Below are 16,509 nucleotides of genomic sequence, written 5' to 3'. Positions count from 1 at the left end.
TCGACGTCAGACCCCAAGAATGCGAGGCTGCTATGCCACTTATGCCGGCCATTCTGTTGCTGCTCCTGATTCTGTGGAACACGACGGCCGGCGCCCTGACCCTGACAGACGAGGAAAAAGCCTGGTTGGCTGCCCACCCGCAGCTGAGCCTGGGTGTAGACGCCTCTTGGCCACCGTTCGAGTTTCGCGACCAGGAGGGCCGGTACCAGGGATTGGCCGCCGATTACATCGCTGCGATCCAGCAACGCCTGGGCGTGACGCTCAAACCGGTCGAGCCCAGCAGCTGGACCGAGGTACTGGCGCAGGCACGGGATAACCGCATCGACCTGCTGCCAGGCATCATGTCCACGCCCGAACGCCAAGGCTACCTGGCCTTCACCCGTCCGTACCTCGACTTCCCGATCGTCATCCTCGCCCACAAAGGCGGTGTCCAACCGCGCAAACTGGACGACCTGTATGGCCTGAAGATTGCCGTAGTCGAAAATTACGCCCCGCATGAACTGCTGCGTACCCATCACCCCGACCTCAACCTGGTGGCGCTGCCCAATGTCAGCTCCACACTGCAGGCCTTGGCTACCGATCAAGTGGACGCGGTGGTCGGCGACCTGGCGTCAAGCATCTGGAGCCTGCGACAGCTCAAGCTCGACGGCCTCTACGTCAGTGGTGAAACGCCCTACCGCTATCAGCTCGCCATGGCCGCACCACGTGACAACAAAGTGCTGGTGGGCATTCTGGACAAAGTCATGGCTGATATGAGCAGCGGCGAAGTCAGCCAGATCCAGCAGCGCTGGGTGGGTAACGTGGTCGACCAACGGATGTTCTGGTCCGACCTGCTGGTATATGGCTTGCCAACAGTCCTTTTGCTGATGGCCGTTCTGGCCGTGGTCATCCGTATCAACCGCCGCCTCAGCTCGGAAATTTCCCGGCGCATCGCGCTGGAGCAGGAGCTGCGCAGCAGTGAGTACCACTACCGCGGCCTGGTCGAGAGCCTGTCAGCCATCGCCTGGGAAGCCGACGCCAACGACTTCACCTACAGCTATGTCTCACCGCACGCCGAAGACTTGCTGGGTTACCCGCTTGGCGACTGGCTCAAACCGGGCTTCTGGCGCAGCATCCTGCACCCGGAGGACGCGCTCTGGGCGCAGGCATACTGCGACAGCGAAACCGCAGCCGGACGCGACCACAGCCTGGACTATCGGGTGATACGGGCCGACGGTCAGCCATTGTGGATACGCAACATTGTCAGCATGATCGAGCACGGGCACCAGCCGGTGATGCGCGGGCTGATGATCGACATCAGCGAAACCAAGCGCACCGAGGACGCCCTGCGTCTTTCCGAGCAAAAGTTTGCCTCGGTGTTCCAGCAGTGCCCCGACATTCTACTGATTGCCCGCCACAGCGACGGCTGCCTGCTGGAGGTGAACGAAGCCTTCGAAGAGCAGATTGGCCTGAACCCGGACCAGGTGCTTGGCCGCAGCGCCACCGACCTGAACCTGTGGGGCGTCGAAGGCTCCGGCCCGCCGCTGCTTGAGCGCCTGCACCAAGGTGGCATCCGCAACCTGGAGATGAGCTTTCGCCGCAGTAATGGCCAACTCTTCACCGGCCTGACTTCGGCCGAAACCTTCGAACTGGACGGCACCCCCGCGCTGGTTGTGGCAGTTCGCGACATCAGCCAGCTCAAGGAGACCCAGCAGCAGCTGCAAACTTCAGAAGAAAAGTTCGCCAAGGCCTTCCACGCCTCGCCCGACGGCCTGCTGCTGTCGCGCCAGAGCGACGGTTTGCTGCTTGAGGTGAACGAAGGCTTCTGCCGTCTGACTGGCTATGACCTGAACCCGACTATCGACCAGACCTCGCTGGACCTGGGTATCTGGGTCGACCTCAACGAACGCAAACGCCTGGTCGACCAGCTCAACCGCGACGGTTTCGTGCGTGACTTCACCTGCCACATCCGCCGCAGCGACGGGCAGGTCCGCCTGTGCGAGCTGTCCGCCAGGCCCCTGCCGATTGCCGGCGTCGACTGCATGCTGACCATCGCCCGCGACATCACCGAGCGCCACCTGATGCAGGAAAAACTGCAACTGGCCGCCACCGTGTTCGAGAACACTGCCGAAGGCGTGCTGATCACCGACATCGACCAGCGCATCAGTGCCGTCAACCGTGCCTTCAGCGAAATCACCGGCTACAGCGAAATCGAAGCCCTCGGCCAGACCCCGCGCCTGCTTGCCTCCGGCCAGCACGACAGCGCCTTCTATGCCGCCATGTGGCACCAGCTTACCGCCGAGGGTCACTGGCAAGGCGAGATCTACAACAAGCGCAAGAACGGCGAACTGTACCCCGGCTGGCTGACCATCAGCGCCGTGCGCAACAGCGAACGCGAGATCACTCACTTCGTTGCTGTGTTCGCCGACATTTCCAGCCTCAAGCATGCCCAGGCCAAGCTCGACTACCAGGCCCACCACGACCCGCTGACCGGCCTGCCCAACCGTGCCTTGTTCGAGAACCGCCTGCAGGCCGTGCTCACCTGCGCGCAGGTGTCCAACCGCCAGGGTGCGGTGCTGTTCCTCGACCTCGACCGCTTCAAGCACATCAACGATAGCCTCGGCCACCCGGTCGGCGACTTGCTGCTCAAGGGCATTGCCCAGCGCCTCAAGGAGCAGGTGCGTGACGTCGACACCGTGGCCCGCCTGGGCGGCGACGAGTTCATCATCCTGCTGCCCGGCCTGCACAAACCCAGTGACGCCAGTACCATCGCCAACAAGCTGCTGGCCTGCTTCATCGCACCGTTCCAGGCCGGTGAGCATGAGTTTTTCACCAGCGCCAGCATCGGCATCAGCCTTTATCCACAGGATGGCAGCGACGTTGCCACACTGATCCGCAACGCCGATGCTGCCATGTACCGCTCCAAAGCCAAGGGCCGCAACCGCGTCGAAGCCTACACCCGCGACCTCACCGCCCAGGCCAGCGAACGCATTGCTCTGGAACACGAACTGCGCCGTGCCGTCGAACGCAACGAAATGAGCCTGTGCTTCCAGCCCAAGCTCAGCCTCAAGACCCAGAGCCTGGTCGGCGCCGAGGCGCTGATCCGCTGGAGCCACCCGACCTTTGGTGAAGTGCCCCCGGAGCACTTCATCCACCTGGCGGAGGAGAACGGCACCATCCTCCAGCTCGGCGACTGGGTATTGGAACAGGCCTGCCAGCAGATGCAGGCCTGGAAGCAGCACTACGAACCCTTCGGCCCCTTGTCGATCAACCTCGCGGGCGCCCAGCTACGCCAGCCGCACCTGGCACGGCGCATCGAACAGTTGCTCAAGCATCACCAACTCAAGGCAGGTGACTTGCAGCTGGAGATCACCGAAAACTTCATCATGAGCCAAGCTGAAGAGGCCTTGGCCGTGCTGTACCAGTTGAAAAAACTGGGCGTGCAACTGGCCATCGACGACTTTGGCACCGGCTATTCATCGCTGAGCTATCTCAAGCGCCTGCCGCTGGACATTCTGAAGATCGACAAGTCGTTCATCCGCGGCCTGCCCGACGACCCGCACGATGCCGCCATCGCCCGTGCAATCATTGCCCTGGGCCGCAGCATGCAACTGACCATCATTGCCGAAGGTGTGGAAAACCAGGCCCAGCAACGCTTCCTGGCGGCCGAGGGCTGCGAGCAGATCCAAGGCTACATCGTCAGCCTGCCACTGCCGCCCGAGGAGTTCGCGACAGCGTTTCTTCGCATAGCACTATCGGATCTTTCAGATGGCACAGGTGCGAAACCCCCGTTATAATCCGGCCACTTACTGAGGGCCTATAGCTCAGTTGGTTAGAGCAGAGGACTCATAATCCTTTGGTCCACGGTTCGAGTCCGTGTGGGCCCACCACATACGAAAGCCGCGCAAATGCGCGGCTTTTTTTTGCCTGTAGACCAACTGCGCAAACACGCTCACTTTTTCCGTGCACGCCCTGCCCCGGGTCGCTGCTGCATGTGCCGGGCATGACGCCGGGCCAGGCCGCCGCGGGCGTCAAGAGAAAGCGCAGCTTGTTGTCCTTGAGTACACGGCACAGCACATTCAGCAGCAGGCTGGTACGGCGTCCGGGCCTTTTCTTGTTGGAGACTTCCAGTCGCCAGCATTCGAGCAGGTGGTTGAAGCTCACGCTGAGGTTCGCGATGAACTGGGGGCTTCATCATGCCGAATTAGTGCAAAAGACGCAGCCTCCACCACACCCGCGATTCCTCTGTGGGACCGCGTCAGATTTGCCAGCTGTGCCCGGCCTTGCCCTGATTGCCACTCGCTGGCTAGGCTAGCAGGCCAACCGAAGAGGCTCGCCATGTCGGATTCCCGCTCCATCACGCTGGATGAAATCGATCGCCAACTGATCGCCCTGCTGCAAATCAACGCCCGCGAAAGTGTCGCCACCCTCGCCCGCCAGCTGGGTATCGCCCGCACCACCGTCAATTCGCGCCTGGAGCGTCTGGAGAAGAACAAGGTCATCTCCGGTTATGGCGTACGTCTGGGTCAGCGGGTGCTGGGTGGCGGGCTGCAGGCGTATGTGGGGATCAAGGTGCAGCCGCGCTCCGGCAAGGAAGTGGTGCGGCGCTTGAGTGCCATGGGACAGGTGCAGCAGCTGTGCGCGGTAAGCGGCGAGTTCGACTATGTGGCCTGGCTGCTTACGGACTCACCTGAGCAACTGGACCAGTTGCTCGACCAGATCGGCAGTGTCGACGGGGTGGAGAAGACCACCACGTCGATCATTCTCAGCAGCAAGGTGGATCGCGGTCAGCCGCTCTGATCAATCAGGCCTCCTGGCCGTCGAGCAGCCCCTCCAGAATCGCCGAAAGGCTCTCGGCAGAATGCTGCATCGACCAGACGATGTCTCGGCTACGCTCGGGGGCGTGGTGCTGGGCGTAGTCAGTGGCAATCTGGTTGAGGCCACGGGCCAGCAGGCAGGCGTGGACTAGAGCGTCGGCGGCGTCGATGCCAGGACGGATGGCGAATAGCGGCGGGTGGCTGGATTCGCAGTTGCAGAAGGGCTTTTCAGCGGTGGGTTGCAGTTTTACAGGTTGATCGGGCAAACGGTCAGTCATGGTATAGCCTCCAGATCACAGGGATGACTGGCGGCCAATCGCTTCCTTCTCACGGGAATTGGGTGGCAGCCATGCGCGAGGTGAGAACCGGCGAACTTGGAGGCGCATACCCGGCCAGGCAAAGCCTGCCCGCGCACAGCTGCCATAACAGTGCGCCTCTAGAAAGATCAGCGGGTTCTCACGCCCGATCACCGAATTTCCGGCGACCCGGTGAAGTTAACGATGAAGCCGTTCCCGCGATGCCAGACTGAGGCGATAGCGAGCGTAGGGTAATTCTTTATTTCGAGCGTTGGGTGTAGGAATTGGCTGATCAGACCCCGTCCAAAGTGTACTTATGCCCGCCAGAGAGGCCGCATGAGGCCACCAGGTGCTTGCCTTGCAATTTACTGCGCCTATCAGATCGAGCGCCGCCCGCGCGGCGCATCGCGGGCGGCGCTCGATCTGATAGGCACAGCAAATCGCACTACAAGCACTTCGTCATAAATAATTTTAAACTTACTTTTTCGACGAAAAGTAATACATTAAGACGCCAATATGCACCTTAATTACGATTCCCCCACGCCTTAAAATGACCTCCAGCCATCTCCTATACTCAGGCTCCGCCACCCGCGCAGCCTCTCTGGCAAGGTCACTTCATGAACAAGAAAAACCGCCACCCCGCCGACGGCAAGAAGCCGATCACCATCTTCGGCCCGGACTTCCCCTTCGCTTTCGACGACTGGCTGGAACACCCCGCAGGCCTGGGCAGCATCCCAGCTGAGCGTCACGGTGAGGAAGTGGCAATCGTGGGTGCTGGTATCGCCGGCCTGGTGGCGGCCTATGAGCTGATGAAACTGGGCTTGAAGCCGGTGGTGTACGAGGCCTCCAAGCTGGGTGGCAGGCTGCGTTCGCAAGCCTTCAACGGCACCGACGGGATCATCGCCGAACTCGGTGGCATGCGCTTTCCGGTGTCGTCCACTGCCTTTTACCACTACGTGGACAAGCTGGGCCTGGAAACCAAGCCCTTCCCCAACCCGCTGACCCCGGCCTCGGGCAGCACAGTGATCGACCTGGAAGGCCAGACCTACTACGCCGAAAAAACCACCGACCTGCCCAAGCTGTTCCACGAAGTAGCCGACGCCTGGGCCGATGCGCTGGAAAGCGGCGCCCAGTTCGCCGACATCCAGCAGGCCATCCGCGACCGGGATGTACCGCGCCTGAAGGAACTGTGGAACAAGCTGGTCCCACTGTGGGATGACCGCACCTTCTACGACTTTGTCGCCACCTCGCGCTCGTTCGCCAAACTGAGCTTCCAGCATCGCGAAGTGTTTGGCCAGGTCGGCTTCGGCACCGGCGGGTGGGACTCGGACTTCCCCAACTCGATGCTGGAAATTTTCCGCGTGGTGATGACCAACTGCGACGATCACCAACACCTGGTCGTGGGCGGAGTGGAGCAGGTGCCGCAAGGTATCTGGCGCCATGTGCCTGAGCGCTGCGCCCACTGGCCGGAGGGCACCAGCCTGAGTGGCCTGCACGGCGGTGCGCCGCGCACCGGGGTCAAGCGCATTGCCCGTGCCGCTGATGGCCGCCTGGCGGTCACCGACAACTGGGGCGACACCCGCCACTACGGCGCCGTGCTCGCCACCTGCCAGACCTGGCTGCTGACCACCCAGATCGACTGCGAGGAATCGCTGTTTTCGCAAAAGATGTGGATGGCGCTGGACCGCACCCGCTACATGCAGTCGTCGAAGACCTTCGTCATGGTCGACCGGCCGTTCTGGAAGGACAAGGACCCGCAAACCGGCCGCGACCTGATGAGCATGACCCTCACCGATCGCCTCACCCGCGGCACCTACCTGTTCGACAACGGCGACGACAAGCCGGGTGTGATCTGCCTGTCCTACGCCTGGATGAGCGACGCGCTGAAAATGTTGCCGCACCCCGTGGAAAAGCGCGTCCAGCTGGCCCTGGATGCGCTGAAGAAGATCTACCCCAAGACCGATATCGCCGGGCACATCATCGGCGACCCAATCACTATTTCCTGGGAGGCAGACCCGCACTTCCTCGGCGCCTTCAAAGGCGCACTGCCGGGCCACTACCGCTACAACCAGCGCATGTACGCGCACTTCATGCAGCAAGACATGCCTGCCGAGCAGCGCGGCATGTTCATCGCCGGTGACGACGTGTCGTGGACCCCGGCGTGGGTGGAAGGCGCGGTGCAGACATCGCTGAATGCGGTGTGGGGTATCATGAACCACTTCGGTGGCCAGACCCACCCGGACAACCCCGGCCCGGGCGATGTGTTTGACGAGATCGGCCCGATCGCCCTGGCAGACTGACACAAGGAGGCACCATGCGCATTGCTCTGTTCCAGGGCGCTCCCAAGCCACTGGACGTGCCCGGTAACCTGCAACGGCTGCACCACCAGGCCCAGCTGGCTGCCGAGCGCGGCGCGCAACTGCTGGTGTGCCCGGAAATGTTCCTGACCGGCTACAACATCGGCCTGGCCCAGGTAGAGCGGCTGGCCGAAGCCAGCGATGGACCGGCGGCGATGGGCGTGGTGGAGATTGCCCAGGCGCACCGTATCGCTATTGTCTACGGCTATCCCGAGCGCGGCGATGATGGTGCGATCTACAACAGTGTGCAGTTGATTGATGCGCACGGCCGCAGCCTGAGCAACTACCGCAAGACCCATCTGTTCGGGGATCTGGACCGCTCGATGTTCAGCGCAGGCCCCGACCACTTCCCGGTGGTGGAACTGGACGGCTGGAAAGTCGGGCTGCTGATCTGTTACGACATCGAGTTCCCGGAGAACGCCCGACGCGTGGCGCTGGACGGTGCCGAACTGATCCTGGTGCCGACGGCGAACATGACCCCGTACGACTTCATCTGCCAGGTGACCGTGAGGGCGCGGGCGCAGGAAAACCAGTGCTACCTGGTGTATGCCAACTATTGCGGCTCGGAAGACCCGATCCAGTATTGCGGGCAGAGCAGCATCATCGGCCCGGATGGCAGCCTGCTGGCCATGGCCGGGCGGGATGAAGGCCTGCTGCTGGCGGAGCTGGAGCATGAACGGGTGGTGCAGGGGCGGGAGGCGTTTCCTTACCTGACAGACCTGCGCCAGGAACTGCACTTGCGTAAAAGCTGACTGGGGCCGGGCCTGCAAACAAATGGGTTAGCATGGACCCCAGTTACCGGAGTTCCCATGCCTGACACCACTCGCCATCTCACCCTCGCCAACGGCCTGCAGCTGACCCTGCGCCACGCCCCGCGCCTGAAGCGCTCGGCTGCCGCATTGCGGGTGCACGCGGGCAGCCACGACGCGCCCGCCAGGTGGCCCGGCCTGGCCCACTTCCTCGAACACCTTTTCTTCCTCGGCACCGCGCGGTTCCCCTTGGACGACGGCCTGATGCGCTACGTCCAGGCTCTCGGCGGCCAGGTCAACGCCAGCACCCGGGAGCGCGCCACAGACTTTTTCTTCGAAGTCCCGACCAATGCCTTGGCCGGAGGGCTTGAGCGCCTGTGCCAGATGCTGGCCGAGCCCGACCTGGGCATCGAGCGCCAACGCCGTGAACGCGAAGTGATCCACGCCGAGTTCATTGCCTGGTCGCGCGACCCGCAGGCTCAGCAGCAGTTCGCCTTGCTGCAATCGGTGTCGCAGGGCCATCCGCTAGGCGCTTTTCACGCCGGTAACCGGCACACCCTGGCCTTGCAGAACCCTGCCTTCCAGCAAGCCCTCGAAGGTTTTCACCAACGGTATTACCAAGGCGGCCAGATAACCTTGAGCCTGTGTGGCCCACAGTCTCTGGATGAGCTGGAGCAGCTGGGCAGGCAGCATGCCAGCCTGTTCGCAACGGGCACGCCGGTGCCACAAACGCTGCCACCGTCATTGTCGCCAACGCGCGCGCGCCTGGTCTTTACCCATGAACAGCTCCCGGCAGGTGCCGAGCAGGCGCTGGAATTACTGATCAGCTGCCTCGGTGACAACCGCCCAGGTTCCTGGCTGGATGCGCTGCGCCAACGTGGCTGGCTGCAAAGCTTCAAGGCCGAGATGCTGTACAACTTCGCCGGGCAGTTACTTTGGCGCATTGACTTGCAACTGAGCGCAAGCGCCAACCAGGAGGAAGCAGATGCCCTGCTGCAAGGTTGGTTCGGCTTCATCCGCCAGGCCGACCTTGAGCAGATCAACCACGCATTCGGCCTGCTGCAGCGCAGCCGCGCACGCAGCGCCGGCGCGCTTGAGCTGGCCCGCCGGGACAGCACGGGCCAGCCGTTCGCCAAACTGGACGCGCAAGGTCTGCTGGCCCTCAGTGCACTGCTGAAGGGCCTGCCGAGCCAAGCGCACGGGCAATGGCAGCTGCCCCCGGTCGACCCCTTGCTCATGGCAGATGTGCCCAATGCCCCAGCGCAACCTCTACCGCCGGCCCTGAAAACCAGCGACGTGCTGCCTGGTACTCGTCAGTGCGCTGCGCTGTACCTGCGCTGGCACGTGCCTTCGCCCTTGCGCCAGCGCATGCAGGCGGTGCTGGAACAAGCGCTGGCCCCATTGCAGGAGCGTTGCGAGCGCGCCTCGGTGCAACTGCTGTTCAGTGCTGTTGGCGAATACTGGCAATTGCGCTGCGCAGGGCAACCAGCAGCAGTGCTTCGGGCTGTGGAGCAGGCCCTGGCACTCATGCTCATGCCAGGAGAAAACTGCTGGCGGCCCTACGCGGCAACGGCACCGCCACTGATCCCCATCAGGGCCTTGCTCAAGCAACTGCCCGATGCGGTACTGGGCGCCCACCCCGCCAGTATGCCTGCCTGCACGCCGGCACAGCCGCAACTCGACAGCCTGTGGCAGCACACACACTGGCATGGCCTTGCCACAGGGTTCGACGATGTCGCTCTGGGCGCCTTGGGCACCGCGTTGCAGCAGTGCCCTGGGCAAGGCTCGCTGCCTGGCCCCTTGCCGAAATGGGCCAGACACCGTTGGCAGCACGCAGAAGTACCGGGAAGTGAACACGCCCTGCTGCTGTTCTGCCCGCTACCTGCGGCCAGCGAAGCCAGCGGGCGGCTGCTCGCACAACTGCTGCAAGGCCCGGTTTACCAAAGGCTGCGGGTAGAGCTGCAACTGGGCTACGCGGTATTCAGTACCTTTCGTCAGGTCGAGGGCGTCGGCGGCCTGCTGTTTGGCGTGCAGTCGCCGCATACCCGCCAGGCGCAGATCCTCGACCACCTGTTTACCCTCCTGCGCCAAGGCATAACGCTGGATCCGGGCGCTCGCCTGGCCTTGGCCGGGCAATTCGACGAGCCCGCCATGGCCAACGCCGACGTCGCCGAATGGGCATGGCAGACACACCTGGCTACACAACCTGGCAGGCTGGATGAGCTGCGCAAGGCTATCTTGAAGACGCGGCAGACGGATCTGGACCAGCTGCTGGGCACCTTGCTCGATAAGGATTGCCCTTGGCTCTGCTTGGCCAACGCTGCCGCGCCAGCCCTCGAATGGCCGTGAACAACCTCTCGATTGTTACGCCAATCGCAACGGCGCTTTTCGAATAATTAACCTTTCAGTACAAATTTTTCTTGTAAGATAGCGCAATCCCAGTTTCAGGGAACTGCCGAGCCATGGCGGTACCCAAGTAGTAGCTGAGCAACCCAACCCTCATTCGGAAGGAGTAATTCCATGTGGACCAAACCTGCTTACACTGACCTGCGTATCGGTTTCGAAGTCACCATGTACTTCGCAAGCCGCTAAGCCAGGCTTGCGCCTCAACGCCTCGGCCCGCCGGGGCGTTTTCGTTTTTACGATACGGTTTTCTGCATAGAGAGTGGCCATGTACATCCAGGTTCTCGGCTCCGCCGCCGGTGGTGGGTTCCCGCAGTGGAACTGCAACTGCGTCAACTGCAAGGGCTACCGTGACGGCACCCTGCGGGCAACGGCGCGCACTCAATCATCCATCGCCCTGTCCGACGACGGCGTGCACTGGGTGTTATGCAATGCCTCGCCCGACATCCGCGCCCAACTGCAAGGCTTTGCGCCAATGCAGCCGGCCCGGGCCCTGCGCGACACCGGCATCAACGCCATCGTCCTGCTGGACAGCCAGATCGACCACACCACCGGCCTGCTGAGCCTGCGTGAGGGCTGCCCACACCAGGTGTGGTGCACCGACATGGTCCACCAGGACCTGACCACCGGTTTCCCGCTGTTCAACATGCTCAGCCACTGGAACGGTGGCCTGCAGTGGAACCGCATCGAGCTGGAAGGCAGCTTCGTGATCGACGCCTGCCCCAACCTGCGCTTCACTCCGTTCCCCCTGCGCAGCGCCGCGCCGCCCTACTCACCACACCGCTTCGACCCGCACCCGGGCGATAACCTGGGCCTGCTGGTCGAGGACACTCGCACCGGCGGCAAGCTGTTCTATGCCCCAGGCCTGGGGCAGGTAGACGACAAGCTGCTGACGATGATGCACGGTGCCGACTGCCTGCTGGTCGACGGCACCCTGTGGGAAGACGACGAGATGCAGCGCCGCGGTGTGGGCACCCGCACCGGCCGCGAAATGGGTCACCTGGCGCAGAACGGGGCCGGTGGCATGCTGGAAGTCCTCGACGGCTTCCCGCGCCAGCGCAAGGTACTTATCCACATCAACAACACCAACCCGATTCTCGACGAAGACTCACCCCAGCGCGCCGAAGTCCTGCGCCGGGGCGTCGAAGTTGCCTTCGATGGCATGAGCATCGAGTTGTAACAAACAGCTCGCACAAGCAACTTAGTTCCCCTGTGGGATCGAGCCGAGACTCAGCTTTACAGGAGCCAGCCGAATGAGCGACGCACTGCCAATGTCACCTGCCGAATTCGAGCAGGCCCTGCGCGCCAAGGGCGCCTATTACCACATTCATCACCCGTACCACGTGGCGATGTACCAGGGGCGCGCCACCCGCGAGCAGATCCAGGGCTGGGTAGCCAACCGCTTCTACTACCAGGTCAACATCCCGATGAAGGATGCCGCGATCCTGGCCAACTGCCCGGACCGCGAAGTACGCCGCGAGTGGATCCAGCGCCTGCTCGACCACGACGGCGCACCCGGCGAGGACGGTGGCATCGAAGCCTGGCTGCGCCTGGGCCAGGCCGTCGGCCTCGACCCGGACCAGTTACGCTCCCAGGAGCTGGTACTGCCAGGCGTACGCTTTGCCGTGGACGCCTACGTCAACTTCGCCCGCCGCGCCAGCTGGCAGGAAGCAGCCAGCAGCTCGCTGACTGAACTGTTCGCCCCGCAAATCCACCAGTCGCGCCTGGACAGCTGGCCGCAGCACTACCCGTGGATCGACCCGGCCGGCTACGAGTACTTCCGCACCCGCCTGGGCCAGGCCCGCCGTGACGTGGAGCACGGCCTGGCGATTACCCTGCAGCACTACACCACCCGCGCGGGCCAGGAGCGTATGCTGGAGATCCTGCAGTTCAAGCTGGATATCCTCTGGAGCATGCTCGACGCCATGAGCATGGCCTACGAGCTGAACCGCCCGCCTTATCACTCCGTCACCCAGGACCGGGTGTGGCACAAGGGGATCACCCTATGAATTTTGATCGCAAGCAGGTGCCGAACTGGCGCCCTGGCTACCGCTTCCAGTACGAGCCAGCGCAAAAGGGCCATGTGTTGCTTTACCCCGAGGGCATGATCAAGCTCAACGAAAGCGCCAGCCTGATCGGTGGCCTGATCGACGGCCAGCGTGACGTGGCAGCAATCATCAGCGAACTCGAACAGCAATTCCCCGATGCTCCGGACGTAGCCGAAGACATCGAGCAGTTCATGGAGGTGGCCCGTGCCGAACACTGGATCGTCCTCGCCTGAGTTACCGCCCACGCCCGAGGTCGGGCTGCCGCTGTGGTTGCTGGCCGAGCTCACCTACCGCTGCCCACTGCAGTGCCCGTACTGCTCCAACCCGCTGGACTTCGCCGCCCAGGGCCAGGAGCTGAGCACCGAACAGTGGTTCAAGGTGATGGCCGAAGCGCGGGAAATGGGCGCCGCGCAAATCGGTTTTTCCGGCGGTGAACCGCTGGTGCGCCAGGACCTAGCCGACTTGATCGGCGAAGCCCGCCGCCTGGGTTACTACACCAACCTGATCACCTCGGGTATCGGCCTGACCGAAGCGCGCATCGCCGACTTCAAGAAGGCCGGCCTGGACCATATCCAGATCAGCTTCCAGGCCAGCGACGAGCAGGTCAACAACCTGCTGGCCGGTTCGAAGAAGGCCTTTGCGCAAAAGCTGGAGATGGCCCGTGCGGTAAAGGCCCACGGCTACCCGATGGTGCTCAACTTTGTCACCCATCGGCACAACATCGACAAGATCGACCGCATCATCGAGCTGTGCATTGCCCTGGAAGCCGACTTCGTCGAGCTTGCCACCTGCCAGTTCTACGGCTGGGCGCACCTCAACCGCCTGGGGCTGCTGCCGACCCGCGCACAGCTGGAGCGGGCCGAACGCATCACCAATGAGTACCGGGACAAGCTCAAAGCCGAGGGCAGCCCGTGCAAGCTGATTTTCGTCACCCCGGATTACTACGAAGAGCGCCCCAAGGCCTGCATGAATGGCTGGGGCAACCTGTTCCTCACCATCACCCCGGACGGCACCGCGCTGCCCTGCCACGGCGCCCGCCAACTGCCGGTGCAGTTCCCCAATGTACGCGACCACGACCTGCACCATATCTGGTATGAGTCGTTTGGCTTCAACCGCTTCCGTGGTTATGAGTGGATGCGCGAACCATGCCGCTCCTGCGACGAAAAAGAAAAGGACTTCGGCGGCTGTCGCTGCCAGGCCTTCATGCTGACCGGCGATGCCAGCAACGCCGACCCTGTGTGCGCCAAGTCGGCCGACCACGGCATCATCCTCAAGGCCCGCGAGGAGGCGGAAACCGCCCAGCTCGCCATTGAACAGATGACCTTCCGCAATGATCGAAACTCCCGTGTCATCGCCCGCGGCTGAATTCAGCGCGGCCCAGGCGGTTGCCGCCGGCACCGACTTCACGGAACTCAAAGTCAGTGCCGACGGGCTGTTCTGGATTGAATTTCGCCCGGCCGATGGTGCTTGCCGTATCTGGCACTGGCTGTACCACCAGGCTAGATGCCTGACCCCGGATGGCTTCAGCGTGCGCAGCCGGGTCTACGAGTATGGCGGGGGCAGCTTCTGCCTGGGTGGCGACGGGCTGGTGTTCGTCAACGAAAAGGACCAGCAGGTCTACACCCAGCCGCTGGACGATTTGCCACCGCGTGCGCTCACCCAGGACGGCAGCTGCCGCTACGGCGATGTGCAGTGGCACGGTGGCCAGGTGCTGGCCGTCGAGGAACGCCATGCCGAGCAGGTGGAGCATCGTCTGGTTGCGTTGGGTGACAGCAGCCGCGAGGTGTTGGCCGAGGGCGCCGATTTCTATGCCTCACCCACTGTGAGTGCCGATGGCCAACGACTGGCATGGGTCGAATGGGACCGCCCGGCACAGCCTTGGACCGTCACCCGGCTGATGTGCCGCGTCCGCGACAGCAGTGGCCATTGGGGGCCCGCGCAGTGCGTGGCCGGCGATGACGAATCGCTGCAGCAGCCGCGCTTCGATGACGAAGGCCGTCTCTACTGTCTGTCCGACCGCAACGGCTTCTGGCAGCCCTGGGGCGAAGTCGATGGCCACTGGCAGGTGTTGCCTGCGGAGCTTGCCGACCACGCGGCAGCGCCTTGGCAAATGGGCACCTGCACCTGGTTGGCGCTGGGGCCGCAAAGCTACCTGGCCAGCTGGTTCAAAGACGGCTTCGGGCAATTGGGGCTGCGTGCTGAAGATGGCCGCATGGCGCGTTACGCCAGTGCCTACACACGCTTTCGCAGCCTGGCCATGGACAGCGAACACCTGTATGCCATCGCCGCCTCGCCCATCAGCCCGCCGGCAGTGATTGCCATTGACCGCCGCAACCACGAGGTACGCGTGCTGGCCGGTGGTGCCGAAATACTGCCGGCGGAACAGATCAGCCTGCCGCAGTCTTTCCACTACGGCAGTGAAGGCGAGCAGGCGCATGGTTTCTTCTACCCGCCATCACAGTCGCAGGGCGCTGCACCGCTGGTGGTGTTCATCCATGGCGGGCCGACGTCAGCCTGCTATCCCGTGCTGGACCCACGCATCCAGTACTGGACTCAACGCGGCTTTGCCGTGGCCGACCTGAACTACCGGGGCAGCACCGGCTATGGCCGTGACTACCGCCAGGCACTGCACCTGCGCTGGGGTGAGAGCGATGTGGCCGATGCTTGCGCGGCGGTCGAATACCTGGCTGCTCAGGGCTTGGTCGACCAGCACAAGGCGTTCATCCGCGGCGGCAGTGCTGGGGGCTACACCACCCTGTGCGCCTTGGCGTTCCATGACGTGTTCCGCGCCGGCGCCAGCCTCTATGGGGTCAGCGACCCGGTTGCCCTGGGCCGTGCTACCCACAAGTTCGAAGGGGATTACCTGGACTGGCTGATCGGCGACCCGCAGCAGGATGCCGAACGCTATCGCCAACGCACCCCTCTTCTGCATGCAGACAGCATCAGGGCGCCAGTGATTTTCTTCCAGGGTGAACTGGATGCGGTAGTGGTACCGGAGCAGACCCGAAAAATGCTCGCAGCACTCCAGGCCAAGGGTGTTCAGGCAGAGGGGCATTTCTATGCACTCGAACGGCACGGCTTCCGGCAGGCAAGTAACCTGGCGCATGCGCTGGAACAGGAGTGGCTGTTCTTTAGCAACGTGATCAACCCTCAACACAATAAAGTTTAAGTGTGCTTTGCATTCGGCAAACCCACGATTACCTGGCAATTCTGTCAGTAGACGTGTCTTGGTTCAGGCCCTAACGTCGCGGTATTCGCGCCGCCCTTGAATCTGAATGGATGCGCTATCAGGGCGGCGGCTATTGTAAATTGACAATGGGCCGCCATGATGGAAAAAGACGAACACGAAGCACTCCTCAAAGATCAAAAAAATGGCCATAAGCCTTTTGTAATGCGGGCATGGGCGCTATGGCTGCAATGGTTATCACCGTATAAAACCCAAGGTGCAATCCTTGAAAAGAACCAGCCGGAAGTTAAAGAGGAGCGCTGCCCACCCAGTGTCCCTGACAACTTTCTGATGTGGGTCGGGTCAACCACACCCCTCGACCGCACCCAGGAAGATGAGCAGAAATCACCCAATGACCTGTTCAGAATGGTCGAAACAGGCGATGCGGACACGGGTGCCAGCCTCAAGGTAGTCCACGATACCGAGCGAGGGAAAGTCTGGCTGTTTGACAAACCCGCCCACCCGACCAATTACCGGTGCGAGTCAAACTCCATCAAAGTGAATGTGGCACCCTACGAGGTCTATGAAGGCTGGGAAGAAAATCAGATTTACGACTTGGCGGTCTCAGTGACCAAGTGCAACACCCGAGGTAAGGTGCTGCATGACTACTCACTACACCCACTTGACCATCGAA

13 protein-coding genes, 1 tRNA gene and 1 pseudogene are annotated in these 16,509 nt (G+C 62.6%); 13 read left to right on the top strand and 2 right to left on the bottom strand.

What is annotated here, in order from left to right; translation table 11 throughout:
* Window positions 1–32: 32 nt before the first annotated feature.
* Window positions 33–3,776 carry a bifunctional diguanylate cyclase/phosphodiesterase gene (locus tag LU684_RS27290; protein ID WP_145913442.1) on the top strand — a complete coding sequence of 1,248 codons (3,744 nt, stop codon included), beginning with the start codon at window positions 33–35 and terminating at the stop codon, window positions 3,774–3,776.
* A gap of 16 nt (window positions 3,777–3,792) precedes the next feature.
* A tRNA-Ile gene (locus LU684_RS27285) sits at window positions 3,793–3,869 on the top strand.
* A 92-nt stretch (window positions 3,870–3,961) separates the two neighbouring features.
* On the opposite strand, the pseudogene LU684_RS27280 reads toward LU684_RS27285, so the two are convergent.
* Window positions 3,962–4,143, bottom strand: a pseudogene (locus tag LU684_RS27280) (serine acetyltransferase); the annotation flags it as partial.
* A gap of 174 nt (window positions 4,144–4,317) precedes the next feature.
* On the opposite strand from LU684_RS27280, the gene LU684_RS27275 reads away from it, so the two are divergent.
* Window positions 4,318–4,779 (top strand): Lrp/AsnC family transcriptional regulator, encoded by a 462-nt coding sequence (locus tag LU684_RS27275; RefSeq protein WP_016484597.1) that lies wholly within the window; start codon window positions 4,318–4,320, stop codon window positions 4,777–4,779.
* Window positions 4,780–4,783: 4 nt separating this feature from the next.
* On the opposite strand, the gene LU684_RS27270 is transcribed toward LU684_RS27275, so the two are convergent.
* Entirely contained in the window at window positions 4,784–5,074 is a 291-nt protein-coding gene (locus tag LU684_RS27270; protein WP_016484596.1) for a hypothetical protein, read from the bottom strand.
* A 635-nt stretch (window positions 5,075–5,709) separates the two neighbouring features.
* On the opposite strand from LU684_RS27270, the gene LU684_RS27265 reads away from it, so the two are divergent.
* From LU684_RS27265 to LU684_RS27220, 10 genes are all read left to right on the top strand, one after another.
* On the top strand, window positions 5,710–7,392 hold the full coding sequence (locus LU684_RS27265; RefSeq protein ID WP_060517982.1) for a flavin monoamine oxidase family protein: 1,683 nt from the start codon (window positions 5,710–5,712) through the stop codon (window positions 7,390–7,392).
* A gap of 14 nt (window positions 7,393–7,406) precedes the next feature.
* The gene (locus LU684_RS27260) at window positions 7,407–8,201 is read left to right on the top strand and encodes a carbon-nitrogen hydrolase family protein (RefSeq protein WP_232895250.1); all 795 of its coding nucleotides are present in this window, start codon (window positions 7,407–7,409) and stop codon (window positions 8,199–8,201) included.
* 57 nt (window positions 8,202–8,258) lie between these two features.
* Entirely contained in the window at window positions 8,259–10,547 is a 2,289-nt protein-coding gene (pqqF, locus tag LU684_RS27255) for a pyrroloquinoline quinone biosynthesis protein PqqF (protein ID WP_232895249.1), read from the top strand.
* Between the two features lie 171 nt (window positions 10,548–10,718).
* Window positions 10,719–10,790, top strand: a complete 72-nt coding sequence (pqqA, locus tag LU684_RS27250; protein ID WP_008365141.1) for a pyrroloquinoline quinone precursor peptide PqqA — start codon at window positions 10,719–10,721, stop codon at window positions 10,788–10,790.
* Between the two features lie 79 nt (window positions 10,791–10,869).
* On the top strand, window positions 10,870–11,781 hold the full coding sequence (gene pqqB, locus LU684_RS27245) for a pyrroloquinoline quinone biosynthesis protein PqqB (protein WP_232895247.1): 912 nt from the start codon (window positions 10,870–10,872) through the stop codon (window positions 11,779–11,781).
* A gap of 73 nt (window positions 11,782–11,854) precedes the next feature.
* Window positions 11,855–12,610, top strand: coding sequence for a pyrroloquinoline-quinone synthase PqqC (pqqC, locus tag LU684_RS27240; RefSeq protein ID WP_012270176.1), 756 nt, complete (start codon window positions 11,855–11,857; stop codon window positions 12,608–12,610).
* Window positions 12,607–12,882 carry a pyrroloquinoline quinone biosynthesis peptide chaperone PqqD gene (gene pqqD / locus LU684_RS27235; RefSeq protein ID WP_232895246.1) on the top strand — a complete coding sequence of 92 codons (276 nt, stop codon included), beginning with the start codon at window positions 12,607–12,609 and terminating at the stop codon, window positions 12,880–12,882. The genes pqqC and pqqD overlap by 4 nt, the downstream gene beginning before the upstream one ends.
* Window positions 12,854–14,014, top strand: a complete 1,161-nt coding sequence (gene pqqE / locus LU684_RS27230) for a pyrroloquinoline quinone biosynthesis protein PqqE (protein WP_023047100.1) — start codon at window positions 12,854–12,856, stop codon at window positions 14,012–14,014. The genes pqqD and pqqE overlap by 29 nt, the downstream gene beginning before the upstream one ends.
* The gene (locus tag LU684_RS27225; protein ID WP_232895245.1) at window positions 13,980–15,818 is read left to right on the top strand and encodes a S9 family peptidase; all 1,839 of its coding nucleotides are present in this window, start codon (window positions 13,980–13,982) and stop codon (window positions 15,816–15,818) included. The genes pqqE and LU684_RS27225 overlap by 35 nt, the downstream gene beginning before the upstream one ends.
* Before the next feature lie 159 nt (window positions 15,819–15,977).
* A partial coding sequence (locus LU684_RS27220) for a hypothetical protein (RefSeq protein ID WP_232895244.1) occupies window positions 15,978–16,509 on the top strand: 532 nt, incomplete at its 3' end.

Origin of the sequence: Pseudomonas sp. NMI542_15, from assembly GCF_021283425.1 — a bacterium.
In the GTDB taxonomy this organism is placed as follows: domain Bacteria; phylum Pseudomonadota; class Gammaproteobacteria; order Pseudomonadales; family Pseudomonadaceae; genus Aquipseudomonas; species Aquipseudomonas fortuita.
Note: the sequence above shows the minus strand (reverse complement) of the source record. Positions and strands in the feature narration are given on the sequence as shown.